The organism is Aeribacillus sp. JST-2, assembly GCF_056032925.1.
Genome location: NZ_JBVVUU010000006.1, coordinates 71,227 through 95,457, shown reverse-complemented (window position 1 = coordinate 95,457; position 24,231 = coordinate 71,227). Strand labels below are relative to the sequence as shown.

Below are 24,231 nucleotides of genomic sequence, written 5' to 3'. Positions count from 1 at the left end.
TGCTTCGATTAAATTAAAAACAAATGAATTATAGCATTTTCAAAATGAATTGCAAAGAATGAGATTGCAAATGGTGATGGAAAAAGTGGATAATAGAGATGATGGGAGGGATTATCATGAAATTTTCAACGAAAATTACTGATTTGTTAGGAATTGAATATCCGATTATTCAAGGGGGGCTTGCGTATTTGGCTTATTCTGACTTGGCAAGCGCTGTCAGCAATGCGGGAGGGTTGGGCCAGATAACCGCCATGTCGCTTCCTAATCCGGAAGCATTACGAGAAGAAATTCGCAAAGTAAAAGAAAAAACAGATAAGCCGTTTGGAGTGAATTTTGCGATTGGCCAGCACGGACGTCCTTTTTCCGAAATGCTGGACGTGGCGATCGAGGAAAAAGTGCCGGTCATTACGATGACAGGGGGAAATCCTGCACCGATTTTTGAACAATTAAAAGGTGTGCCAGTTAAGAAGCTTGTTCTCGTTGCAGCTCGGAGACAAGCGGTAAAAGCAGAAGAACTCGGCGCCGATGCCGTCATGGTGGTCGGACAGGAAGGCGGCGGGCATCTTGGCAGGAACGACACCGGGACGTTTGTTCTCGTGCCTCAAGTGGTGGATGCCGTTTCCATTCCCGTTGTCGCTTCTGGAGGAATAGCCGATGGGAGAGGCCTTATGGCGGCGTTGGCTCTAGGCGCGGAAGGAATTGAGATGGGCACGCGTTTTATTGCAACAAAAGAGTGCATACATGCGCATCCGTTGTATAAACAAGCATTGGTAAACGGTTCAGAGCACGACACAGTCATCATTAAGCGCTCCCTTGGCGCACCGGCGCGAGCGATCCGCAACAGCTGGACAGAAAAAATTTTGCAAATTGAACAGAACTACGGTGATTATGAAGCACTAAAAGATTACATTAGCGGCGAAGCGAACAAAAAATACATATATGATGGCAAAATCGAAGAAGGCTTCGCTTGGGCGGGACAGTCGATGGGACTCATTAAAGATATTCCAACTGTAGCAGAACTTTTTCAAAACATGATTCAAGAAGCGGAACAAATCCGCAATAGATGGTCCATGTAAAATTAGCAGAGAGGTGCCGTATGAATTATTCATATCCATTTTCGTATGATCTGACAACACAAGAAATCATCGATGTCATCAAATTTTTTGAATGCATCGAGAAAGCGTATGAAAAAGGTGTACGGCGGGAAGAGTTCATCAAAGCTTACCGCCGCTTTAAAAAAATTGTTCCTAGCAAAGCGGAAGAAAAAAAGATGTTTAAAGAATTTGAAGAATCAAGCGGATATTCTTCCTATCCGGTCGTAAAGGCGGGCAGACAGGGAGAAGATGGTGACTGGATTCAAATCCCTAAAGGAAATTAAAGGTCAGTGATGTTCAACATCCTGACCTTTCTGGATTAGATGCTTTTCTGTGCTAAATGATAGAGTGGCGCCAATGTTTGAAAAGTTTCGTCTGCCTTTTTTAAAAACTGTTCGGCATTAAGGGATAGCGCATGCTCTTTTGGGAGATGGATCCCGCAGAGCATCTCCGCTTTTTTTACTTCCTTCAGCCGACGAAAAATGGATGTTAAATCTTCGTCCGACAAGTCTTGTTGTTTGACTGCCTGCGGTTTTGTGTGGTCAGTGGACCAAACAAAATCGCCAGGAATTTCTTTTTGGATTTGATCGATATGTTTTAAAAACGCTTCTCCGATTTTTTCTTTTACAGGCGATTCATAAATAACTGCAAACCAAATAAACACATGTGTTTCCCAAAGGCCGATTTGGAAGTGGGGCAGCTTTTTGTAGCCTCGTTTGCTGTTGGCAAAAGCAACCCAAGTATCATTCGGAGGATTGATCGTTCTGCGGGCGTGTTTGGCGACATGGGCAAACATTTCGTCTCCCGTTAAACTGGATAAGGTCGGGGCGAAATAATTTCCCAACGCTTCTAGCTTTGGACGGATCCGCTTTTTCAGAGCATCCATTCTTGCTTCTAAACCGTCAATTTGAAAAACGGCAAAATCTTCTTGTACAAATGGTGTGAAATCCATAAAAGTCCTCCTTTTCAGCAAACTTGTCCACATTTTAACATAAAAGAAGAAACGTTGCGAGAAAGAAGGAATCATACAACCCGCTGTTTCCTTTTTTAAAGGGAGGAATTCTGGGAGTTGACCCCCAATGGCGAATGCTTGATTTTCGCCAGTTCTTTACAGTATGCTATAAGCAATCGAATTTTATAGAAAGTAGGTTGAAACATGGTTTGGCGTGAAATACATAAAACGGCTGCAAAATGGATGATGGAAGCTGGGGAAAAAATCCGTCAATCGTTTGAGGAACCGCTAACCATTGAAACAAAAGCAGATCCAAACGATCTTGTGACAAACATAGATCGGGAAGTGGAACAATATTTTTGGAACAACATCAGAGACACATACCCTGACCATCATATTTTAGGCGAAGAGGGAAGCGGCCACGAACTTTCATCACTTGATGGCGTAGTTTGGATTATCGACCCGATTGACGGCACGATGAATTTTGTCCATCAACAGCGTAATTTTTGCATTTCGATCGGAATCTTTGAGAACGGCATTGGCAAAATCGGTTTGATCTATGATGTCGTCCATGATGAATTGTATCATGCGATAAAAGGGCAAGGCGCCTATTTGAATGACACGAAGCTTCAGCCATTGCGCACGAAAAAAGTGGAGGAGTCCATAATTGGGTTGAATCCCACATGGGTGGTGGAAAACCGCCGCATTGACCAGTCTATTTTAAGCCCGCTAGTTAAACGGGTGAGAGGGACGAGGTCATTTGGATCGGCTGCCCTTGAATTTGCCTATGTTGCCAGCGGAAAATTGGACGGCTACATTACATTAAGATTAGCCCCTTGGGATTTCGCAGCAGGAATGGTGTTGGTGGAAGAAGTAGGCGGTATTACAACCAAATTGGACGGGAAGCCTGTCAACTTGTTGGAAAAGCAAAGCATATTTGCAGCAAATAAAACAATCCATCAAGAAATCATTGACACATTTATAAAAGGAAAATATGAATCGTAAAGAGCATTATTTGCCATTGTTCCGAACCTGTCATTTTGAAAATAAAAATTTGAAAGGAAAAGAGCGATCGAAATGATCTTGCGTCCAAATACTAATGAATATGCTCCATATTATGAACCATATTTAAAATTGGTTCCGGACGGCGATATATTGGACATTTTAACTTTAGAGGAAAAAGAAACGGTTGCAATGCTGAAAGATCTTACCAATGAACAAGCCGAATTCCGCTATGATTCAGGAAAATGGAGCATTAAAGAAGTGATCGGACATCTTGTCGATACGGAGCGGATTATGGGGTATCGGCTTCTTTCAATAGCACGCGGTGAGACTGCGCCGATTCCGGGCTTTGATGAAAGAGCGTATGTTGAACAGGCTTTATTTGATCAAATGGCTTTAGAAGAACTGTTAAATCAATTTTCCATTTCTCGTCAATCAACGGTCTTGTTGTTGAAAAGTTTGCATAAGGAAGCTTGGCTGCGGCGTGGAAAGGCAAACGGATTTGAAGTGACGCCTCGAGCTATTGCATTCATCATTGCAGGGCATGAACGTCATCATCGCCAAGTGATAAAAGAGCGCTATTTGCAAGCGGATGGTTATCCTTCCAAACCATAACGGACGTTCACAAAAGCAATCTTTTCACAATAAAAGGATTCCCTGCTTTCATCCTTTCCTAAAACGGATGGATTTATCCCCTTTTTCAAGATGTTGCCCAATAGCGGTAAAAACCCACAGATCAGCGGAATATCTGTGGGTCTTCGCCATATAAAAGACATATTCAGGCGAACCATATTCTAAATACGCTATCTACAAAGTTCCATTTTCCCGCATTTTCTTTTTTTGGGCAAAGCCGATGCCAAAGACAATGATAATCCCGATGGCACAAAGAATGACGGCAATCAAATTCCCCGCACCGATGGCAAAGCCTATGAACACGATGAGCAATGCAGCAATGATGGACAAGATTAGAAAAAACCAATTCACTTTTTTCATGATAAGTCCTCCTTGGCTACAATTCGGCAATCTTTTTGAAAAGATTTTCCTTTCAACATTCCTCTTTTAGTTTAACGAAAAATATTCCGCTTTTCTACATTGTTTATGATATAATATCGTAGGTTTAGTTTGAAAAATAGGAGATGTTATTGTGAAAGTTCGCAACGATTTACGCAATATTGCCATCATCGCCCACGTTGACCATGGAAAAACGACGCTTGTTGATCAATTGCTTCGTCAATCTGGAACGTTTAGGGAAAATGAGCAAGTGGCGGAGAGGGCAATGGACTCAAATGATTTAGAGCGTGAACGGGGAATCACGATTTTGGCCAAAAATACCGCAATTGAGTATAAAGGAACGACCATTAACATTTTAGATACGCCAGGCCACGCTGACTTTGGCGGAGAAGTGGAGCGGATCATGAGAATGGTTGACGGCGTTTTGCTTGTTGTTGACGCCTATGAAGGCTGCATGCCGCAAACAAGATTTGTTTTGAAAAAAGCGTTGGAGCAGAACTTAACGCCGATTGTCGTTGTCAATAAAATCGATCGAGAATCTGCCCGGCCGCAAGAGGTAGTGGATGAAGTACTCGAACTTTTCATTGAACTTGATGCGAATGATGAACAGTTGGAATTTCCGGTTATTTACACTTCGGCCATAAACGGGACGGCAAGCTTAGATCCTAATAGACAAGATGACAATATGGAGGCGCTTTTTGATGCCATTATTCAATATATCCCTGCGCCGGTGGATAACAGCGATCAACCTTTACAATTCCAAGTGGCGCTATTGGATTATAACGATTATGTAGGGCGGATCGGCATTGGAAGAATTTTTAGGGGAAAAATGAAGGTCGGCCAGCAGGTAGCGTTGATGAAGCTTGACGGAAGCGTAAAACAATTCCGCGTTACGAAAATGTTCGGCTTTAAAGGTTTAAAAAGGCTCGAGATTGAAGAAGCGAAGGCAGGAGACTTGATAGCTGTCTCAGGAATGGAAGACATTAATGTCGGGGAAACAGTCTGCCCGGTCGATCATCAGGAAGCACTGCCTGTTCTTAGAATTGATGAACCGACATTGCAAATGACCTTTTTAGTAAATAATAGTCCTTTTGCCGGAAGGGAAGGAAAATTTGTCACTGCCCGAAAAATCGAAGAGCGCTTGCATGAGCAGCTGCAAACAGATGTTTCGTTAAGGGTGGAACCGACGGATTCTCCGGACAAATGGATTGTATCAGGACGCGGCGAGCTGCATTTATCCATTTTAATTGAAAACATGCGGCGGGAAGGATACGAGCTTCAAGTATCAAAACCGGAAGTGATTGTAAAAGAAATCGACGGCGTTCTTTGCGAACCAGTCGAACGGGTGCAAGTAGATGTACCTGAAGAATATACGGGGCCCGTTATGGAATCGTTAGGTGCAAGAAAAGGCGAAATGGTTGACATGATCAATAACGGAAATGGACAAGTACGCTTGATTTTTATGGTTCCTTCACGCGGATTGATCGGATATACGACTGAATTTATGTCTTTGACAAGAGGATATGGTATCATTCATCATTCCTTTGAAAGTTATCAACCAATGCAAAAAGGCCAAGTCGGCGGAAGACGTCAAGGCGTGTTGATTGCAATGGAAACTGGCAAGGCTACTTCATACGGCATTCAGCAAGCAGAAGATCGGGGAACCATTTTTGTTGAACCGGGAACAGAAGTTTATGAAGGCATGATCGTCGGCGAACATAACAGGGAAAATGACCTGGTTGTCAATATCTGTAAAGTAAAACAGCAAACGAACATGCGCTCATCAACAAAAGAGCAAACTGTCGGCATGAAAAAACCGCGGATTATGTCGTTGGAAGAAGCGCTGGAATATTTAAATGATGATGAATATTGTGAAGTCACTCCTCAATCGATTCGTTTACGAAAAAAAATATTAAATAAAACTGAAAGGGAAAAAGCCGCCAAAAGAAAAAAATTGGCAGGCCAAAACTAATAAAAGGCCGGGAAAGGGGGCATTAGGCGCAGTGACAGAAGAGCAAGTCATTGAACGATTGTCGTTTTTTGCGCGCCTATACCGCGTTCATGAACAGCATGATGTGGGAATGTGGTGCTTGTATCTCACCATTTTAGTTTTATCTATCATCGTTTACAAATTAGGCTTTGCCAAAAAACTCCCAATTTTAAAATCAGCGATTATTTATCTTTTTCTTATTTTAGGCTGCACGCTGCTTACATTTTTAGCAATTTTTCTTCCGGTTGCCGAAGGCCTCGTTGTTGCGGCTTTAATCTTAAGCATTTACAAAATCCGCCTTCATCAGTCGAAAAAAAAAGAGAAGAATTTGTAGCTTTTATAGAAAATGGAAAAATAAAAACAGATGGACGGATATTTGCCGCCATCTGTTTTTTTATCCGCTTCTGTAAATTCATTTGAAAAAACATTATACTGTTCTAACGTTTCACACCTGAAAAGGAAAAACGTTTTTTCAACCGGCAGCCATTCCCTCAAGGAGATGGCTGAAAACACTGATTAACTTCCGACTAGAAAAGATACGCTTGTTTCGTGCCGTTAAAGATCTTGTCGTTTTTTTTCACGGTAAAGCCGAAACTTTCCTGTAGCTAATCTCCTTTTTGTTTTCGCTTCAATGCGATCGTGGCATTCTTGACACATATAGGTATGGATTGGTCTGTTGCGAAGGCGTTTTGCCTCTTGCGACCAATCATCGATTGTTTCAATTTTATCGCAAAGCACACATTTCACTTTCATCTCAATTCTCATCCCTCTTCAACCATCGTTTTTTCAAAGTATACCATGATTTCTCGCAAAGAACGAAAAAAAATAAAAACGGTGAAGAAAAAACGCTTAAACCCGAAAGGTTCAAGCGTTGATGTTTTCTCATTGTTTTGATTGATCACGCTGCTCTTTGTTCAGCTCTTGTTGTTTTGAATTGGGAAGTTGATCGTTTTCCTCTTTCAGCGGTTGTTTGTTCTGATCATCTATGGCATCTCTCGGCACGCTAGGCATCAATCTTCCCACGATTTGCGCCAATTCATCGAGAATTCCCCCTACAGGCCGGCCGTTTTGTATTTCCTCCGCCATATTGCGAATGCGCTCATTCGTGTCAGGATCAGCAACAATCACGGCGTTTGCTCCGTATGGATCTTGCTTTAACGATTCAGAAACAGAATATTTGATGGATTCTACTTTGGACCGGTCCAGGTCTTGTCTTACATCAATACCGACGACGGCATACTGGCCCAATACAACGGCGGTTGCATTTTTTACATCAGGCACCCGTTCTGCCAAATCGGCTAAATGGCGGGCGATTTCTTGCCCTGTTTTACGGTCGACGTTTTCGCGAACAGAATCTTTAACCGTTACGATTTGTTGATTTTTATCTTCATTTTGTCTGGCATTATCATTAACCGAACAGCCGGCAAAAAATGCGCTGATAAACATGATGGAAATGACAAAGTTTCGCATCGACTCACTCCTTTTTCAGCCCTTATGAAAGTTTTCTTTTTGTTTATTGTTTAATGAACCTTCTAACTTTATTCATCAAGACATATATTTTAGCAACGACAAACTGCAAACGAAGCCTCCAAACCATATGATGAGGGGGAGAAAAGATTGGGCAAAGTGTATGTATTGGATACGAATGTTTTGCTGCAAGAACCGAATTCGATTTTTTCTTTTGATGAACATGAAGTGGTCATTCCTGCAGTGGTGCTGGAAGAAGTCGATTCAAAAAAAAGATATATGGATGAGATTGGTCGAAACGCCCGTCAAGTTTCCAAAATTATTGATCAACTGAGGGAACAAGGAAAATTGCATGAGAAAATTCCGCTGCCGAACGGAGGTTTCCTCAGAATTGAGCTGAACCATCGGTCATTTCATGAATTGCAAGATATTTTTGTTGAAAAAACAAATGATAACCGCATTCTGGCAGTTGCCAAAAACCTTGCATTAGAAGAGGAAGCGAAAGAGAGCGGAAGAACGGTTATTTTAGTCAGCAAAGATGCGTTAGTTCGGGTGAAAGCCGATGCGATCGGCCTTCATACAGAGGATTTTTTAAGCGATCGAGTGGTAGAAATTGATCATATTTATACTGGTTTTTTAGATCTTTACATAAACACGGAAAATTTAAACAGATTTTATGAACATCATGAGCTTTTGCTTTCTGAAATTACCAATCATCCGTTTTATCCCAATCAATTTATTATTTTGAAGGATGCGCTCGGAGGTAAATCTTCAGCACTAGGAATTGTGGACCAGACCGGAAAGCGTTTAAAAAAACTCGTTTTCCACAACGAACAAGTTTGGGGAATCCAACCGAGAAATGTGCAGCAAACGATGGCGATTGAACTTTTAATGCGGAACGATATTCAGCTCGTCACGTTAATTGGCAAAGCGGGGACGGGAAAAACTTTGCTCGCTTTAGCTGCGGGGCTCATGCAAACAGAAGATTTGGAAGAATATAAAAAGCTGCTCGTCGCAAGGCCGATTGTTCCGGTCGGAAAAGACATTGGTTTTTTGCCGGGTGAAAAGGAAGAAAAATTAAGGCCGTGGATGCAGCCGATTTGGGATAATTTGGAATATTTATTTAATACAAAAAAAGCGGGAGAACTTGACACCATTTTGGCCGGAATGAGTTCAATTGAGGTGGAAGCATTGACCTATATCAGAGGGCGGAGCATCCCCGGACAATTTATCATTATCGATGAGGCGCAAAACTTAACGAAACATGAAGTCAAAACGATTTTAACGAGGGTTGGGGATAACAGCAAAATCGTCTTGATGGGGGATCCGGGACAAATTGACCATCCGTACTTGGATGAATACAATAACGGTTTAACATATGTCGTTGAGAAATTTAAAGATCAGTCCATTGCCGGACATGTGAAACTGATTAAAGGAGAACGGTCAAAATTGGCCCAGCTGGCAGCCGATTTGCTGTAGAAAGACAACCCGCAGGAGAGAGAGAAAAAATTCCTCCCTCTTGCGGCAGCAAACTTTTTTACTGTACGATAATGGATTTGACCTTTTTAATCGGATTGTCTTTGTTTGAGCCATCCCCAAAATAGACGTGGATCGGTCCGTCTTCCTTTAATGGTTTTCCATCTTTGCTGAAGCCGAAAATACATTTTCTTGCTTTTTCCAACGGTACTTTCACTTCTCCTGTTTCTGTTTCAAACACGACCGTGTTCGCCTCATCGAACGGTTCGGCATTGTTTAAAAAAGGTTCGAAAGGCATGGCGAACGTGCCGGTCAAAACTTTTTCCTTTTCAAATTTCCGCTCTGTTTTTAAAGTAGGCGGAGAAACAGCACCTTCCTGGATTTCCCGTTGCCATTGCTTAGCCGTTTTTTCAATCGAATCTTCCTTCATATCCTCTTTTGTGTTTTGGCCGAAATCAAAATATGTATTTAAATCAATGCGGCGGTCATCAAAAATCCACACACCGGGATCAAGGGTAATGGAATATTTTACATTCCCTTTAATTTGTATAATATCACTCATGGACATCCCTCCTGATAAAAGTATAAGCGGTTTCTGTCATTTTGTCACATCGCTGTTAAAAAAGAAATGAAATGATTTTTGTCTCTTTATTAAGATCAAAGCTGCGTATTTTTTGGGACGCGATAACATATATATGAACAAAATAAAAGAAAAAATACAAAAATGGGAAGGGAGGCGGCGTTAGTTTCCTTGCAATTTTAGTCTATAACCTTTAATATAAATAGATAGAAAAGGGATTCCTTAAACGGGAACGGAGGGATTCAAGTGGCATCGTTTGATACCGTTATAAGCCATCGAGAAAAAGCTCTTTCGCTTTTAAAGGCGGATGCAGATAAAATTATGAAATTAATCCAAGTGCAAATGGACAATTTGACAATGCCTCAATGCCCTCTTTACGAAGAGGTTTTAGATACACAAATGTTCGGATTATCCCGTGAAATTGACTTTGCAGTAAGACTTGGACTAATTGAAGAGCAGGAAGGGAAAGCGCTTCTTGACACGCTTGAGCGTGAATTGTCCGCTTTGCATGAGGCATTTGTACGTAAATAGAGAAGAAGCTCAAATCGCTTTGAAATCGGTTTGAGCTTTTGTTTTATCAATGTATTCCAGCACAATCCGACTTTAAAAGGATTGTGAAAAATGATTATTCAAAGTATAATAGAAAAAAAATTCTCTTATATGCAGTGACTGCATTTTCAGACAGCAAGAAGAGCAGCATACGTTAAGGAAGATGAACATGTTCAAGAAAATGTTGAAATGCTACGATTATTCGCTGATTTTAGCCGTTTTTTTATTGTGCGGATTCGGATTGATTATGATTTACAGTTCAAGCATGATTACAGCGGTTACGAGATATGAAACATCAAGTGATTATTTTTTTAAAAAACAGTTGATTTCCTTGCTTTTGGCCACTGCGGCCTTTTTGTTCATGATGTTTTTTCCTTACAGGGCGTATTTGAACGGAAAATTTTTAAGAGTTCTTTTTTTCGGATCAGTCGGTGTTTTGGGGTTGCTTTTTTTGTTTGGACATGTCGCAGGAGGGGCGCAGAGCTGGTTTAAATTTGCTGGGAGAGCGATTCAGCCGGCTGAATTTGTAAAGCTTGCCTCCATCATTTACTTATCGGCAGTTTATGAAAAAAAACAGGCGTACATAAAGCAATTTGGCAAAGGAGCATTGCCTCCGGTCATTTTCACCGTATTGATTTGTGTTTTTGTCATCCTACAGCCTGATATTGGCACAGCTTTCATCATTTGGATGATTGCAATGGCCATTATTGCTTGTTCAGGGATGGGTATAAAAAATATGGTGAAGCTGATCATTCTTTCCCTGTTTTTCTTGCTGCTTTTAAGCCCGCTGATCTTGCTGAATGCCGATGACATTTTCAATAAAGAGCGCCTCTCTCGGCTTACTGCGTATAGCGACCCTTTTCAATATGAAGATGGTGCAGGTTATCAGCTCGTCAATTCCTATATAGCGATCGGTTCCGGAGGGCTTAAAGGCTTAGGGCTTGGGGAAAGCATACAAAAGTACGGCTACTTGCCGGAGCCGCACACAGATTTTATCATGGCTGTGATAGCGGAAGAATTAGGTATTTTCGGTGTTCTGTTTGTTCTTGTTCTTTTAGGGTACATTGTGTTGAAAGGTTTGTTTATTGCTAGAAAATGCCAGGATCCGTTTGGGACTCTTATTGCTGTCGGTGTCTCAAGCATGATTGGCATTCAAACGTTTATTAATCTCGGAGGGTTGACCGGGCTGATCCCGATTACGGGAGTAACTTTGCCATTTATCAGCTACGGCGGATCTTCGCTTTTAGTTTTGATGCTTTCGACGGGATTGTTGGTGAATGTTTCCATGTTTGTTAATTACCGTGAACAGTATAAAAAAGAGAAAGTTGGCAGAGACGTTTTTTGAAAGCTTAAGATGGTGTCCCGCGAAGTGTTGTTTTGCAGGACACCTTCAAAATATATATGTATTTTTCATCGAAATGTATATGTAACCAAAGGGGGATTTATATGTCGCAAAGAAAAATCGAAAAAGTTTTAGTAGCCAACCGCGGTGAAATCGCAATTCGTGTATTTCGCGCATGCAATGAATTGAATATCAGAACGGTTGCCATCTATTCCAGAGAGGATACCGGCTCGTATCATCGATATAAAGCGGATGAAGCATATTTAATTGGCGAAGGCAAAAAACCGATTGAAGCATACTTGGACATTGACGGCATCATTGAAATTGCAAAAGCACATGATGTGGATGCGATTCATCCCGGCTACGGTTTTTTATCTGAAAATATCGAATTTGCAAGAAAGTGCGAAGAAGCAGGCATCATTTTTATCGGCCCAAAAACAGAGCATTTGGATATGTTCGGGGATAAAGTAAAAGCACGACACCAAGCGGAACTAGCCGGTATTCCGGTGATCCCGGGAAGCAGTGGGCCGGTCAAAAGCTTGGAGGAAGTCGTTCAATTTGGGGAAAAATTCGGTTATCCTTTCATCATCAAAGCTGCCCTCGGCGGCGGAGGCCGCGGGATGCGGATTGTCCGTTCGAAAGCGGGCGTCAAGGAATCTTATGAACGGGCAAAATCAGAGGCAAAAGCCGCATTCGGCAGCGACGAAGTATATGTGGAAAAATTGATTGAAAATCCGAAGCATATCGAAGTGCAAATTATCGGCGATCATGAAGGCAACATTGTCCATCTTTATGAACGGGATTGTTCTGTTCAACGCCGCCATCAAAAAGTGGTGGAAGTGGCACCAAGCGTTTCTCTTAAAAAGGAATTAAGGGATCAGATCTGTGAAGCGGCGGTTCGATTGATGAAAAATGTCAAGTATGTCAATGCAGGAACAGTTGAATTTTTGGTTTCTGGCGACCAATTTTATTTCATTGAGGTAAACCCGCGCGTCCAAGTTGAGCATACCATCACGGAATTGATCACCGGAATTGATATTGTGCAAACACAAATTTTAGTAGCTGAAGGCCATTCCATTCACAGCGAGAAAATCGGAATTCCTCAACAGGAAGACATTAAAACATGGGGATATGCCATTCAAGCAAGGGTTACAACGGAGGATCCACTGAACAATTTCATGCCGGATACAGGAAAAATTATGGCTTATCGGTCAGGCGGAGGATTTGGCGTCCGGTTAGATACAGGAAACAGCTTCCAAGGTGCAGTCATTACTCCTTATTATGATTCTTTGCTTGTAAAAGTTTCGACATGGGCTTTAACGTTTGAGCAAGCTGCCAGAAAAATGTTGAGAAATTTGCGAGAATTCCGTGTACGCGGCATTAAAACCAATATTCCGTTTTTGGAAAATGTCGTGAAGCATGAAAAATTTTTATCAGGAGAATACGATACATCCTTTATTGATTCTTCCCCGGAATTGTTCGTGTTTCCGAAACAGCGCGACCGCGGTACGAAAATGCTTACCTATATCGCAAATGTAACGGTAAACGGGTTCCCCGGCATCGGCAAGAAGAAAAAACCTGTGTTTGGCCAGCCGCCGATTCCGCCAATAAAGTTATCAGAACCGATTCCAAACGGAACAAAACAAATATTGGAGGAAAAAGGATCGGAAGGATTGGTCAAATGGGTAAAAGAGCAAAAACAAGTTTTGTTGACTGATACGACATTTCGTGACGCCCATCAATCCTTGCTTGCCACGCGCGTAAGAACGTACGATATTAAACAGATTGCAGAACCGACGGCCAGACTTCTTCCAGAGTTGTTCTCGCTTGAGATGTGGGGAGGAGCTACATTTGATGTAGCATACCGGTTTTTAAAAGAAGACCCGTGGGAAAGACTGCAAATCGTCCGGAAACATGTCCCGAACTTGTTATTGCAAATGCTTTTGCGGGCTTCGAATGCTGTCGGATATAAAAACTATCCTGACAATGTCATTAAGGAATTTGTGGAAAGATCTGCGGAAGCAGGCATCGATGTGTTCCGTATTTTTGACAGCTTAAACTGGGTAAAAGGTATGACTCTTGCCATTGATGCGGTACGAAGCTCAGGAAAAATTGCTGAGGCTGCGATTTGCTATACCGGTGATATTCTTGATCCGACAAGAAGAAAATACGATTTGAATTACTATAAACAAATGGCCAAAGAGCTTGAAGCATCAGGAGCCCATATTTTAGCCATTAAAGATATGGCCGGACTTTTGAAACCTCAGGCTGCTTATGAATTAATATCTGCCTTAAAAGAGACGGTCGATTTGCCGATTCATTTGCATACGCATGATACAAGCGGCAACGGCATTTACACATATGCAAAAGCGATTGAAGCAGGTGTCGATATCATTGACACAGCGTTAAGCTCCATGGCCGGACTGACTTCACAGCCGAGCGCCAATTCTTTATATTATGCGCTGGAAGGAACGGAGCGAAGACCGAACGTGGAAGTGTCATCTTTGGAAAAGCTTTCCCGATATTGGGAGGAAGTGCGAAAATATTATGCCGATTTTGAAAGCGGCATGAAGGCTCCTCATTCCGAAATTTATGTGCATGAAATGCCCGGCGGTCAGTACAGCAACCTGCAGCAGCAGGCGAAAGCGGTCGGTTTGGGCGATCGTTGGGAAGAAGTAAAAGAAATGTACAGCAGAGTCAATCGTTTGTTTGGCGATATTGTCAAAGTAACGCCTTCTTCCAAAGTTGTTGGTGATATGGCATTGTTTATGGTGCAAAATAATTTAACGGAAGATGATGTATACGAACGGGGCGAATCGCTTGATTTCCCTGATTCCGTTGTTGAATTTTTCTCGGGCTATTTGGGCCAGCCGTATGGCGGATTCCCGAAAGAGCTGCAGCGAGTGATTTTAAAAGGGCGCGAGCCGATCACGGTCAGACCTGGAGAACTGTTGGATCCGGTTAATTTCCAATCTTTAAAGGAAGAACTGGAACAGCTTTTGCATCATGAACCAACCAACTGCGATACGATTTCATATGCACTATATCCGAAAGTGTTCACGGAATATATTAAAACGTTTGAACGATTTGGAAATATTTCAGTTCTTGATACGCCCACTTTCTTTTATGGAATGCGTTTGGGTGAAGAAATTGAAGTGGAAATCGAAAAAGGAAAAACGTTAATCGTTAAGCTTGTGTCCATTGGCCAGCCGCAGGCGGATGGAACAAGAATTGTTTATTTTGAGTTAAACGGCCAGCCGCGTGAAGTGATCATTAAAGATGAAAGCATCAAATCAACCGTACAGCAGCGGGTAAAAGCGGATCCGCAAAATCCGGAGCATATTGGCGCCACAATGCCTGGCACAGTCATTAAAGTTTTGGTCGAAAAAGGCGAAAAAGTCAACAAGGGAGACCATTTAATGATAACTGAATCAATGAAAATGGAAACGACGGTTCAAGCGCCATTTTCCGGTGTTGTAAAAGAAATTCATGTGGCAAGCGGGGAAACGATTCAAACAGGCGATTTGTTAATCGAACTAACAAAATAATCTTGGAATGCGGTTTGCGAAAGGCCCACAGAATTTTCGAATTCTGTGGGCCTTTTAGCGCTTATTTGAACAGGCTTGTTCAAGAGGTGGCATTAGGATGCCGCTAAACATTGATTTTGTTGTAAAATTCCAAAAAAATGATTGAAAATGATTTTCAATTATGGTAATCTTTCATTAAGGATGAAAATCATTCTCATGAAGGGATTGTGGAAAATCATGACGATGGTATTTGTAGGCTGCACCGTCATTATTTATGGGGCTATCATCGGTTATGTGTTAAAAAAAATCGAAGCGAGCATATAGAAATGTTACATATCCAAGGGGCTGGCGGCATCGCGGTCCTCTTTTATTTTTCCTCCCTTTCCGGACCAAGGGTGTGGTAAAATCATAAATGGAATGGTTGGGAAAAGGAGAAATCGATATGGGAACGATCAAACAACAAGATTTCGTTAAAAGTTTTATTCACATTTTTCAGCTTCTTCCTGAAGAAATAAATGTCTCGTATAAACGAAAATGGAAAGAATTGATTGAAAAAGAACTGAATCAGCAATTGCACATAGCGTTCGTTGGCCATTTTTCCGCAGGAAAATCAACATTATTGAATAAGCTTGTTAACGGTGCTGTATTGCCGTCAAGCCCGCTGCCGACAAGCTCCAATATTGTCATGCTCGCAAAAGGTGAAACAGCCACTGCCGCTTATTTTATGGACGGAAAAATATATGAGTGGAAAGAGGAGTTAACCGATGAGTTTATCCGAAAGCTCTGCAAGCAAGGCGCAAATATTGAAAGAGTGTTGATTCAGCGCCCTCATTTCACCATCCATGATCATCTGCTTTTCATCGATTCTCCGGGGATAGATTCAACGGACGACGACCATCGCAAAAGGACGGAATCGGCCCTACATTTGGCAGATTGCATCGTTTACGTAGCCGATTATCACCACGTTCAGTCCGAATTGAACTTTTCCTTTTTAAAAAAATTGCTAGAGATGAATAAGCCGCTGATCGTTGTCATAAACCAAATTGATAAACATAACGAAAAGGAAGTTGCATTTTCAGCATATCAGGACAATATAGAAGCATCGTTGACAGCTCTTGGCATCAGAAAAGACGACATTTTTTATACATCCTTAAAATTTGCGAATCATCCTTTCAATCAATATGGCCAACTTGAAAAACGATTCATGGAGATGGTTTTTGACCGAACGAGACTCATTCAGGAAAATATGGTGGAACAAGCCAAAATCCTTTTTAAGGAAATGAAAGAGGGACTTTCTGATAAAAAGGCCAATCAGTTCGGTCTTTCTCTTGAAGATTGGCGAAACGTAGAACATTTGTTGTCAAGCGGCCAGGAAAAGATTGCAGAGACCGAACAAAAACTCCGTGCATTTCAAAAAGAAATAGGCCAATTTGAAACTGCATTTGACAAAGAACTGGAATCTTTGTTGAAAAACGCAAATCTTATGCCTTTTTCTACAAGAGAGAAAGCTGAAAAAGTGATTGAAACGCAAAAGAAAGATTTTAAAGCAGGCTGGTTTTTTGCCAAAAGAAAAACAGAAGAAATAAAACAAAAAACATTATCCGAATTTCATGAAGAAATTAATAAAAACGTCGAAACGCAAATTGGCTGGCATTTATCGAATATGCTCAAGACGTATTATGAACAACTGAAACTTGAAGATGAAGCGCTTCTAAAGCAAATTTTTGCATTAAAACTTCCAATAAGCGAAGAAATGCTCCTTTCTGTCATCAAACCGCAAGCGGAATTAAATGGACAGTATGTGCTCCAATACGGAAAAGAAGTTACGAACGCCATCCAGCAATTTTGCAAAAAAGAAGCGCTCTCTTTGCGAGAACGTTTGAAAGAAGCATTGGTTTTAAAAAATCAGGAAGAAAAAGAACGGGCGCTGCAAAAGAAAGAAGAGCTTACCGCAAGAATGATCAAATGGTCTAAAGCGCTTGAAGAACAGGAAAAACTAAACAAAGCATTTGAAGAATTGGAAAGAATATTGAATCATCCGAGCGATGTATCCGACATTGATGTCGATCAATGGATCTCAGCCAATCTGACAAAGCGGATGTTAAAGGAAGATGAACTGACAGCACGATTAGCTTTTCATGAAGAAAAGGAAATTTCTGTTGAGAAGCTAAATAACATTGAAAAAGAAAGGCAGCATAACCGGGAAAAAGTCATTGAAAAATTGAAAAAAAGCGTCATCATTTTGACGGAAGCTGGCCTTGACCATTCAGCCGGCCGACTAAAGGATAAACTTTTGCAATTGGAAAACCGCACATTCCAAATCGCCATTTTCGGAGCGTTCAGCGCGGGGAAATCAAGTTTTCTGAATGCAATGATCGGGGAGAAAATTTTCCCGGCTTCGCCAACGCCTACGACAGCTGTCATCAACAAATTGACCGGCGTAACGGCTGAAAAAAAACACGGATGTGTTGAAGTTGCTTTTAAAACGGAACAAAAAATTTTACAAGAAATTAATGAATTATTAAAACCATTTTCCATCCGAGCGGATCATTTCGCCGACTTACAAAAAGCGCTCATCACGTCTTTAGAACAAACCGGAAATGTCATGACGGAAAGGCGGCTGAAAACATTTCTTGAGGGGATCCGCTATTATGAACGGGAAAACAAGCCGGAGAGCAAAACGATTTCCATTGATGACCTTGAAAGGTTTGTCGCCAAGGAAGAGATCGCTTGCTTAATTGAAGAAGTGGTGATCTATTATGATTGCCATTTGACAAGGAAGGGCATAACCCTCGTCGACACGCCGGGCGCCAACTCTTTTCACGGGCGTCACACGGATCTTGACTTTCAATATATAAAACATGCGGACGCAATTATCTTTTTAACGTATTTCAACCATCCATTTTCGAAAGGGGATCAACAATTTTTGAACCAGCTCGGCCTTGTCAAAGACGCTTTTACATTCGATAAAATGTTTTTTATTATTAATGCGATTGATCTGGCCGAAAATGAACAAGATGCAAGAGACGTCAGAAACTATGTGGAAGAAATGCTGAATCGTCATTCAATCAGGAATCCGAAGCTTTTCCAAGTTTCAAGTCTATATGCGATGGAAGGAAAAACAGCAAAGGCGGCGGCCGATGAGTTTTCCCTTTTCCTAGAGTCGTTCGATCATTTTATTCAACATGAACTGATGACGGTTTTTATACAGGCAGCAGAATATGAGTTTCAAGCAGCTGTTAACGAAATGGCGGAAATGGTCAAGTTAATGCGGCTTGATGAAAATGAACGGGAAGCCAAAGGAAATGAATTGAACAGACAACTCATCGAAATAGGAAAAACGATCCGTTCATATCCAATAGATGAATATATCAAATCGCTTCAGCAGGAAGCGGAAGAACTGAACTATTATGTTAAGCAGCGGATTGTTTACAAACTGCCTGAGCTGTTCAAACAAGCATATGAACCGAGCCGGTTTATGAATGCCAGAGGCAATGAAAAAAAAGTGTTGATGGAATGTTTTCAAGAATTGATCAACAGTTTGGAAATTTACTTGCGGCAAGAACTCAATGCGACGACATTGCGTCTAGACAAGCATGTCAACCATCTTTTGCAGCAAATGAATGAAAAACTCTCTGGCTTGATTTCCGGAAAATATGTTTCGGTGCCATTTGCCCAAACAGTAGAACGGAAGCTTGAAGAATTGGATGTCAACTTGTCTGTGTCAGCTTTTTTACACATTGATGCCGCAAAAGCGCACAAAGTGTTTCGCAACACAAAATCGTTTTTTGAACAAAATGAAAAACAAAAGCTGTTCAATCTATTGGAACACGAACTCGAAAAGGGAATTGAAAAAGCGGTAAAAGCTGGAGAAAATGAAATGATTCACCATTTTAAATCATTGATGGAGCGGGAATTTTCCAAAGAAAAGGAAAAGATGATGAAAGAAGCGGAAAAATTTGTCACAGCGAGGATCAAAACGTTAAAAGCACCGCACGATATGAATGGGTTGACCGAAAAATTGCAGCAACTGCAAAACTTATCCTAAAGGAAATAACGTGAACAAAAAAGGGGAGAGAATGAATGGCGGAAGTCCATCATGAAATCACAAAACATGCAAACCGTCAGCATGAAATCGTGAAACAATTTGTTCAACTTGAAACAAAACGGGAGGCGGCCATTGACGAAGCGGTTGCCTTGTGTGAAAAAGGATTGGATTTTTCTGTAAATGCTGTTAACCAAGTGACAGAACAAATCAATGAATTAGCGAGAACTACCGGGATTGTTCCAGTCAGAAAGTTTGTCACAGTTGAAATGGTCAAGGAATACGTTGCCCGTAAACAGGGACTGTCTAAAAAGTCCATTTAGTGTCATATGTTTCCAAGTAAAAGACCCAAGAATGTTGATATAATTGCATTCCTGGGTCTTGCTTTTTTCATACATTCGTCTGAAAAACCGCTTTTCGGACAGCCCCTGTTAGCAAAATGCAATAGGAAAATTACGCAGCCTCGCTCTTCGATTTTTTCCATCTCGAAAAAGGGTTCTTGAAAGCTTCCGATAAAATCATGGCAATGAAAATGAAAAGACAGCCGATGGCGCTTGTAGCAGAAAGCCTTTCACCTTGCCAGAAAAACGCCGTGATGGCCGCAAAAACCGGTTCTGTCGCAAATATCATCGCAACCCGGGAAGGGGAAGTAAAAGCTTGATATTTCGTTTGTGCCACATAAGCATAGGCTGTTGCCAACAACGATGTCATGAGCAAGGCAAATGCAACATCGAACGTGAAAAGTCGGCGAATGCTGATCGTAAAAATCGTTGGTTCAAAAGCCATTGCTGATAAAAAGCTTAACAAAGAAACCGTCAGCAATTGAATGATCGTGAGCGGCAGCACCGGAAACTGCTTAGACAGTGCGCCTGTTAAAACAATATGAACAGCAAAAGCAAATGCGCATAATAACACGAGGAAATCTCCCGTTTGAAATGAATGGAAGCTTCCTCCGGCCAATAAATATAAACCGATCGTACCGATGATGGCGCAAAAAATAGAGGTTGCTCTTAATTTTTCCTTTAAAATCAAGGAGGCAAGAAATGGAACGATCATGACGTTTAAACCGGTGATAAAACCGGCTTTTGATGAGGTTGTCGACATTAAGCCGACGGTTTGAAAGGAATAGCCGCAAAATAAAAAAGTGCCAAGCAATATTCCGTTTTTCATTAATGCACCGTTGAAAAGCGAGTCTTTTTTTTGGCCGATGAGCAGCAATGATAAGCAAAGGCTGCCGATCAAAAAGCGGATTCCGTTAAAAAAATTTGGGGGAATAAATTCAATGGCTCGCTGAACGATCACAAAGGTTGATCCCCAAATAAATGCGATGCTGAGCAGCACCAAATCGGCAAGATGTTGTTTTTTCATGTTTTTTTCTCCCTCTTTTCATGATTCCAAATAGCTTTTTTTGCCAATTCGTCAGCGATTTTGTTTTGTTTTTCCGGAATCCATTTCAGAAAAAACAGGTCCATTTGTTCCATTAGTGCCAGCGCTTGTTGAAGATGCGGTTTATACCGGTTATGTTTTACAAATCGCTTTTGTACAGCGTGATCGACAGCCTGCGAATCCGTTCGGAAGGAGGCGGATTTGTAATTTTTATTTATACAAATCTTCAGTCCTTCGACAAGTGCTGCAAATTCCGCTTCATGATTATCCATGTTGCCGAGAAAGATGGAATGTTTTTCTTGAAAATCGGCTCCCTTAATGTATATGCCTGCACCGGACGGACCTGCTCCGCCTTTTGACGCCCCGTCTATATATACTTCCAGCAAATTGACAACACTCCTTTTTGAAAGAACGAAAGATGATCGGTTGTTGCAGGAATTATTCCGCGAAAAGACGAATATAACATAAAATTAGGATGAAGATATATTTGAAAGGCTCATCCTTTTGAAAAAACATGAAACAATTCACAATTATACCATATCGGCCGGTTTTGTATGATTGATCGTTTGAAAAAAATGTGATATAAAAAATGAGGTTTAGTGTTTTTGTTTTTCATCCAACCTATTTTTACCCAAAGCAACACGACTGTTTGTCATTGGAGATGGAATGATCATGGAAAATCGCACAATAATCATTGAAAAAGTGACGGAATTAATGGATACGTATTGCGTAAACTGTTTTTTAAAAGCACATTTTCGAAAAGAATATGGAAAAACGTACGCCCATTCTTTTTGCATCAACAAATGCACGGTTGGCGAAAAAATAAAAAAATTGGGCAGTCAGCTGTCGGAAAAGTAGAGCCTGTTTTTAACCAAATACCGGCGCTTTTCAGATCAGGAAAAAATTGTATAAAAAATAAAAAGAGGCTTTTTTAGCCTCTTTTTATATCGGAAGATCATGGCGATCAGCAATTATAATTTAACAACGTTAGCAGCTTGAGGTCCTCTATTTCCTTGAACGATTTCAAATGAAACCGCTTGACCTTCTTCTAAAGTTTTGAAACCTTCTCCTTGGATGGCAGTGAAATGAACGAAAACATCGTCTCCGCCTTCCACTTCAATAAAACCGTAGCCTTTCTCATTGTTAAACCATTTTACTTTTCCGTTTTGTTGCATAATTCAATTTCCTCCTAATACTTTCCGCACAAAGCCGTGCTTACAAAATTTTTATCATTTAACTGGAATATAATGCAACAAGCAAGGTTTCAAAACCTTAAAGCTGCCATATATTCTGCTAAATGATATATTTACTATACACGAACAAAATATAGTAAGTCAAGTCATTTCCTTCCTAGGATGATGATCATTTTTAGTCCATTTTTCCTAAAGGAAGAGGATGCTATTGATTGAAAGGGTTTAATTCCCGCGCTTCAATTCCGCCATCAGATCATTTTGAGTGGGAGGCTGGCGTTTGAATGGCGGAATATTGAACGGTTTTGGCCATATGAGCTTCTCCTTTGCCATGGGAAAATGTGGCACGGTCAACTAATTTGTTCCTGACGATATTTCATCATTCGTTCGCTTTCTTGTAAAATATCGTCTATAATCGTGTCGACTGCATTTGGATGATACAACCGGTGAATATTTTCCCGCATTTTTGCCATGATGTCAGGTGCATTCAACAGCCGGTTCATTTCATTAATCATTTCTTCAATATTGTTGGCAATGACGGCTGCATGATGTTTGGCAAAAAATTCGGCATTTTCTTTTTCTTGGCCGGGAACAGGGTTGTACAATATTAAGGGAACTGAAAGGGCAGTCGCTTCAGACAATGTTATGCCGCCTGGTTTTGTCACAAGCAGTGATGCAACTCGAAACAGTTCGTCCACTCTTTCAACATATCCGAACACTTTCAGGCGATCCCCGTGCTGTTCTGCGAGAGGGGATAAACGTTCTTTTAATGTGTGATTGTTTCCGCAAACAACAATTGTTTGAACATTTTGCGAATCGATCATGGATTCACAAATTTCTTTCACATGTTTTAATACACCGTGAGCGCCCGCCATAATCAGCAATATATGCTTGTTTTCATCTAATTGATATTTGCGGTATAAAGATTTTTTTTCGATTTGTTCTTCAAACTGTTTGCGGATGGGAATACCCGTCACCTTTATGTCATCGTCGCTCACACCAATATTGACGAGCTTTTCCTTAACATTTTCACTGGCAACGTAATATTTATCAATATTTTGGTGAACCCAAATTTTATGAAGGCAAAAATCGGTCATGACGTTAAAGGTTGGAATGACATGCCCTGTTCGTCTTCGATATTCAGGAACGACAATCATTGGAAATGTGTTGATAATAATATCAGGTCTTTCCTTATCAATGATTTCTGCCAGACGCTTTCTCCCCATTGTATAGTAAACGTTCATCACTCTTTTGTTATACATTTTATCAACGCCGTAATAAAAAAGACGGTAAAATTGTTTTCCAAACGAAAAGCTTTTTAAATAAAGATATTTTGTAATTTCTGTGATCAACGGATGCGATTCGCGGTAAAGATCGCAAACAATCACTTGCAACCCGCGTTCAGCACAGTTTTTTTCCAATGTTGACGCCACTTGAATATGACCATTTCCGTATTTCGCAGTCAAAATTAAAATTTTCGGTTTTCTCATAAATGTTTTCATCACCTCATTGAAAGAACGTCGCGTCTTGTTCCGGTTGATCGATATCTATTATTCCCAAATATAAGGTGTTTCTTGATATACATAATAATTAAGCCAATTGACGAACAATAAATTCGCATGGGATCGCCAGCGATGATATGGCGTTTTCGTCGGATCATCATTCGGAAAATAATTTTTCGGCATGTCAATGTCAAGACCTTTCGCCAAATCCCGTTCATACTCCTCTTTTAAAGTCGTTGCATCATACTCCGGATGCCCTGTCAAAAAGATGAACTTTCCGTCTTTAGAAGCGACAAGACATACACCTGCTTCATCGGAATATGATAAAATCTGCAAATCTTTCTCTTTTTTCAGCGCCTCCGTGTCAATATCGGTATGGCGGGAATGGGGAACATAATAAATTTCATCAAAACCGCGTAAAAGCTTTACGGATGGATCGGAAATTTTATGTTCAAAAACACCGAAGCATTTTTTCGGCAGCATGTATTTATTAATCCCGTAATGATAATAAAGTCCTGCCTGAGCTCCCCAGCAAATATGCAATGTCGATGTTACGTGTTCCTTCGACCATTGGAAAATATCGGTAAGTTCTTTCCAATATGTCACTTCTTGATACGGCATTTTTTCCACCGGAGCCCCTGTGACAATCATCCCGTCGTATTTTCGATGATGAATTTGATCAAATGTTGTATAAAATTGCTCCAAATGTTGTTTAGCAGTCGTTTTCGGCGTATGCGTTTTTGGACGCAAAAAGGTAATGTTCACTTGCAAAGGGGAATTGCCAAGCAGCCTTAAAAGCTGTGTTTCCGTTTTTTCTTTTTCCGGCATTAAATTTAGGATTACAATATTTAAAGGGCGGATATCTTGTGTATATGCCCGTTTTTCATCCATCACGAAAATGTTTTCTTTCTCTAATATTTCTTTTGCCGGCAAATTGGAAGGAATATTAATCGGCATTTCATTGCACCTCCGAGAGTCGATCGCTTATGTAATAGGATAAAAAAGGATCAAACCAAGTTTTGCTAATATTATAGAGAGTTTATCATGATATTTCAATTGAAGTTTTGCTATGATTATTATGTAAAGAAATCGTCCATTCAAAAAATAAAAGGGGGAAA

At 40.8% G+C, this 24,231-nt stretch carries 23 protein-coding genes; 13 read left to right on the top strand and 10 right to left on the bottom strand.

Annotated features, from left to right (window positions below):
- Positions 1-116 precede the first annotated feature (116 nt).
- Together AC0KTX_RS05375 and AC0KTX_RS05370 are read left to right on the top strand one after the other, a co-directional pair.
- Positions 117-1,076 carry an NAD(P)H-dependent flavin oxidoreductase gene (locus tag AC0KTX_RS05375; RefSeq protein ID WP_474251212.1) on the top strand — a complete coding sequence of 320 codons (960 nt, stop codon included), beginning with the start codon at positions 117-119 and terminating at the stop codon, positions 1,074-1,076.
- A 20-nt stretch (positions 1,077-1,096) separates the two neighbouring features.
- A complete protein-coding gene (locus AC0KTX_RS05370; protein ID WP_474251211.1) occupies positions 1,097-1,378 on the top strand; it encodes a UPF0223 family protein in 282 nt (93 codons plus the stop codon).
- A gap of 35 nt (positions 1,379-1,413) precedes the next feature.
- Here the strand turns inward: AC0KTX_RS05370 and AC0KTX_RS05365 are convergent, their stop codons facing one another.
- Entirely contained in the window at positions 1,414-2,046 is a 633-nt protein-coding gene (locus AC0KTX_RS05365; protein ID WP_474251210.1) for a YktB family protein, read from the bottom strand.
- Between the two features lie 204 nt (positions 2,047-2,250).
- Between AC0KTX_RS05365 and AC0KTX_RS05360 the strand changes: the two genes are divergently transcribed.
- Together AC0KTX_RS05360 and AC0KTX_RS05355 are read left to right on the top strand one after the other, a co-directional pair.
- On the top strand, positions 2,251-3,051 hold the full coding sequence (locus tag AC0KTX_RS05360) for an inositol monophosphatase family protein (protein WP_474251209.1): 801 nt from the start codon (positions 2,251-2,253) through the stop codon (positions 3,049-3,051).
- A 72-nt stretch (positions 3,052-3,123) separates the two neighbouring features.
- Positions 3,124-3,663, top strand: a complete 540-nt coding sequence (locus tag AC0KTX_RS05355) for a DinB family protein (protein WP_474251208.1) — start codon at positions 3,124-3,126, stop codon at positions 3,661-3,663.
- 192 nt (positions 3,664-3,855) lie between these two features.
- Here the strand turns inward: AC0KTX_RS05355 and AC0KTX_RS05350 are convergent, their stop codons facing one another.
- Positions 3,856-4,041, bottom strand: a complete 186-nt coding sequence (locus tag AC0KTX_RS05350; RefSeq protein ID WP_474251207.1) for a DUF5325 family protein — start codon at positions 4,039-4,041, stop codon at positions 3,856-3,858.
- 151 nt (positions 4,042-4,192) lie between these two features.
- On the opposite strand from AC0KTX_RS05350, the gene typA reads away from it, so the two are divergent.
- Both typA and AC0KTX_RS05340 read left to right on the top strand, forming a co-directional pair.
- Positions 4,193-6,031, top strand: a complete 1,839-nt coding sequence (gene typA / locus AC0KTX_RS05345) for a translational GTPase TypA (RefSeq protein WP_474251206.1) — start codon at positions 4,193-4,195, stop codon at positions 6,029-6,031.
- A gap of 31 nt (positions 6,032-6,062) precedes the next feature.
- Positions 6,063-6,383, top strand: a complete 321-nt coding sequence (locus tag AC0KTX_RS05340) for a YlaH-like family protein (RefSeq protein ID WP_474251205.1) — start codon at positions 6,063-6,065, stop codon at positions 6,381-6,383.
- A 221-nt stretch (positions 6,384-6,604) separates the two neighbouring features.
- Here AC0KTX_RS05340 and AC0KTX_RS05335 read toward each other — a convergent pair whose 3' ends face one another.
- A complete protein-coding gene (locus tag AC0KTX_RS05335) occupies positions 6,605-6,802 on the bottom strand; it encodes a YlaI family protein (RefSeq protein WP_474251204.1) in 198 nt (65 codons plus the stop codon).
- 129 nt (positions 6,803-6,931) lie between these two features.
- A complete protein-coding gene (locus AC0KTX_RS05330; protein WP_474251203.1) occupies positions 6,932-7,519 on the bottom strand; it encodes a YhcN/YlaJ family sporulation lipoprotein in 588 nt (195 codons plus the stop codon).
- A gap of 147 nt (positions 7,520-7,666) precedes the next feature.
- On the opposite strand from AC0KTX_RS05330, the gene AC0KTX_RS05325 reads away from it, so the two are divergent.
- Positions 7,667-8,995, top strand: a complete 1,329-nt coding sequence (locus tag AC0KTX_RS05325) for a PhoH family protein (protein WP_474251202.1) — start codon at positions 7,667-7,669, stop codon at positions 8,993-8,995.
- Positions 8,996-9,053: 58 nt separating this feature from the next.
- Here the strand turns inward: AC0KTX_RS05325 and AC0KTX_RS05320 are convergent, their stop codons facing one another.
- Positions 9,054-9,554: a peptidyl-prolyl cis-trans isomerase gene (locus AC0KTX_RS05320; RefSeq protein ID WP_474251201.1), complete on the bottom strand. Its 501-nt coding sequence runs from the start codon at positions 9,552-9,554 to the stop codon at positions 9,054-9,056.
- Positions 9,555-9,818: 264 nt separating this feature from the next.
- On the opposite strand from AC0KTX_RS05320, the gene AC0KTX_RS05315 reads away from it, so the two are divergent.
- The 5 genes from AC0KTX_RS05315 (at position 9,819) to AC0KTX_RS05295 (ending at position 19,358) form a co-directional block, all read left to right on the top strand.
- Positions 9,819-10,103 carry an Fpa/YlaN family protein gene (locus tag AC0KTX_RS05315; protein WP_474251200.1) on the top strand — a complete coding sequence of 95 codons (285 nt, stop codon included), beginning with the start codon at positions 9,819-9,821 and terminating at the stop codon, positions 10,101-10,103.
- Between the two features lie 187 nt (positions 10,104-10,290).
- Positions 10,291-11,466: an FtsW/RodA/SpoVE family cell cycle protein gene (locus AC0KTX_RS05310; RefSeq protein ID WP_474251199.1), complete on the top strand. Its 1,176-nt coding sequence runs from the start codon at positions 10,291-10,293 to the stop codon at positions 11,464-11,466.
- Positions 11,467-11,567: 101 nt separating this feature from the next.
- On the top strand, positions 11,568-15,011 hold the full coding sequence (gene pyc / locus AC0KTX_RS05305; protein WP_474251198.1) for a pyruvate carboxylase: 3,444 nt from the start codon (positions 11,568-11,570) through the stop codon (positions 15,009-15,011).
- Positions 15,012-15,432: 421 nt separating this feature from the next.
- Positions 15,433-19,038: a dynamin family protein gene (locus AC0KTX_RS05300; protein ID WP_474251197.1), complete on the top strand. Its 3,606-nt coding sequence runs from the start codon at positions 15,433-15,435 to the stop codon at positions 19,036-19,038.
- 35 nt (positions 19,039-19,073) lie between these two features.
- A complete protein-coding gene (locus AC0KTX_RS05295; RefSeq protein ID WP_474251196.1) occupies positions 19,074-19,358 on the top strand; it encodes a DUF2533 family protein in 285 nt (94 codons plus the stop codon).
- Between the two features lie 130 nt (positions 19,359-19,488).
- On the opposite strand, the gene AC0KTX_RS05290 is transcribed toward AC0KTX_RS05295, so the two are convergent.
- A complete protein-coding gene (locus AC0KTX_RS05290) occupies positions 19,489-20,403 on the bottom strand; it encodes a DMT family transporter (protein WP_474251195.1) in 915 nt (304 codons plus the stop codon).
- Complete coding sequence (locus AC0KTX_RS05285) at positions 20,400-20,807, bottom strand: reverse transcriptase-like protein (RefSeq protein ID WP_474251194.1); 408 nt, start codon at positions 20,805-20,807, stop codon at positions 20,400-20,402. Before AC0KTX_RS05285 ends, AC0KTX_RS05290 begins: the two co-directional genes overlap by 4 nt.
- Positions 20,808-21,093: 286 nt before the next feature.
- On the opposite strand from AC0KTX_RS05285, the gene AC0KTX_RS05280 reads away from it, so the two are divergent.
- Positions 21,094-21,279: a zinc-finger domain-containing protein gene (locus tag AC0KTX_RS05280; protein ID WP_474251193.1), complete on the top strand. Its 186-nt coding sequence runs from the start codon at positions 21,094-21,096 to the stop codon at positions 21,277-21,279.
- 113 nt (positions 21,280-21,392) lie between these two features.
- On the opposite strand, the gene cspD is transcribed toward AC0KTX_RS05280, so the two are convergent.
- The 3 genes from cspD to metA all read right to left on the bottom strand — a co-directional run bounded on the left by cspD (position 21,393) and on the right by metA (position 24,070).
- Positions 21,393-21,596 (bottom strand): cold-shock protein CspD, encoded by a 204-nt coding sequence (gene cspD / locus AC0KTX_RS05275; protein WP_063389667.1) that lies wholly within the window; start codon positions 21,594-21,596, stop codon positions 21,393-21,395.
- Positions 21,597-21,961: 365 nt separating this feature from the next.
- Complete coding sequence (locus AC0KTX_RS05270; RefSeq protein ID WP_474251192.1) at positions 21,962-23,101, bottom strand: diglucosyl diacylglycerol synthase; 1,140 nt, start codon at positions 23,099-23,101, stop codon at positions 21,962-21,964.
- A gap of 60 nt (positions 23,102-23,161) precedes the next feature.
- On the bottom strand, positions 23,162-24,070 hold the full coding sequence (gene metA / locus AC0KTX_RS05265; protein ID WP_474251191.1) for a homoserine O-acetyltransferase MetA: 909 nt from the start codon (positions 24,068-24,070) through the stop codon (positions 23,162-23,164).
- Between the last annotated feature and the right edge of the window lie 161 nt (positions 24,071-24,231).

What these genes read in the sequence shown, in the direction of transcription:
- AC0KTX_RS05355 (WP_474251208.1), top strand. Translation starts at nt 3,124, where the DNA reads ATGATCTTGCGTCCAAATACTAATGAATATGCTCCATATTATGAACCA.
- AC0KTX_RS05300 (WP_474251197.1), top strand. Translation starts at nt 15,433, where the DNA reads ATGGGAACGATCAAACAACAAGATTTCGTTAAAAGTTTTATTCACATT.
- AC0KTX_RS05320 (WP_474251201.1), bottom strand. Translation starts at nt 9,554, where the DNA reads ATGAGTGATATTATACAAATTAAAGGGAATGTAAAATATTCCATTACC.
- AC0KTX_RS05360 (WP_474251209.1), top strand. Translation starts at nt 2,251, where the DNA reads ATGGTTTGGCGTGAAATACATAAAACGGCTGCAAAATGGATGATGGAA.
- AC0KTX_RS05280 (WP_474251193.1), top strand. Translation starts at nt 21,094, where the DNA reads ATGGAAAATCGCACAATAATCATTGAAAAAGTGACGGAATTAATGGAT.
- AC0KTX_RS05350 (WP_474251207.1), bottom strand. Translation starts at nt 4,041, where the DNA reads ATGAAAAAAGTGAATTGGTTTTTTCTAATCTTGTCCATCATTGCTGCA.
- AC0KTX_RS05375 (WP_474251212.1), top strand. Translation starts at nt 117, where the DNA reads ATGAAATTTTCAACGAAAATTACTGATTTGTTAGGAATTGAATATCCG.
- cspD (WP_063389667.1), bottom strand. Translation starts at nt 21,596, where the DNA reads ATGCAACAAAACGGAAAAGTAAAATGGTTTAACAATGAGAAAGGCTAC.
- AC0KTX_RS05295 (WP_474251196.1), top strand. Translation starts at nt 19,074, where the DNA reads ATGGCGGAAGTCCATCATGAAATCACAAAACATGCAAACCGTCAGCAT.
- AC0KTX_RS05290 (WP_474251195.1), bottom strand. Translation starts at nt 20,403, where the DNA reads ATGAAAAAACAACATCTTGCCGATTTGGTGCTGCTCAGCATCGCATTT.
- metA (WP_474251191.1), bottom strand. Translation starts at nt 24,070, where the DNA reads ATGCCGATTAATATTCCTTCCAATTTGCCGGCAAAAGAAATATTAGAG.
- AC0KTX_RS05370 (WP_474251211.1), top strand. Translation starts at nt 1,097, where the DNA reads ATGAATTATTCATATCCATTTTCGTATGATCTGACAACACAAGAAATC.
- AC0KTX_RS05310 (WP_474251199.1), top strand. Translation starts at nt 10,291, where the DNA reads ATGTTCAAGAAAATGTTGAAATGCTACGATTATTCGCTGATTTTAGCC.
- AC0KTX_RS05335 (WP_474251204.1), bottom strand. Translation starts at nt 6,802, where the DNA reads ATGAAAGTGAAATGTGTGCTTTGCGATAAAATTGAAACAATCGATGAT.
- AC0KTX_RS05270 (WP_474251192.1), bottom strand. Translation starts at nt 23,101, where the DNA reads ATGAGAAAACCGAAAATTTTAATTTTGACTGCGAAATACGGAAATGGT.
- pyc (WP_474251198.1), top strand. Translation starts at nt 11,568, where the DNA reads ATGTCGCAAAGAAAAATCGAAAAAGTTTTAGTAGCCAACCGCGGTGAA.
- AC0KTX_RS05330 (WP_474251203.1), bottom strand. Translation starts at nt 7,519, where the DNA reads ATGCGAAACTTTGTCATTTCCATCATGTTTATCAGCGCATTTTTTGCC.
- AC0KTX_RS05365 (WP_474251210.1), bottom strand. Translation starts at nt 2,046, where the DNA reads ATGGATTTCACACCATTTGTACAAGAAGATTTTGCCGTTTTTCAAATT.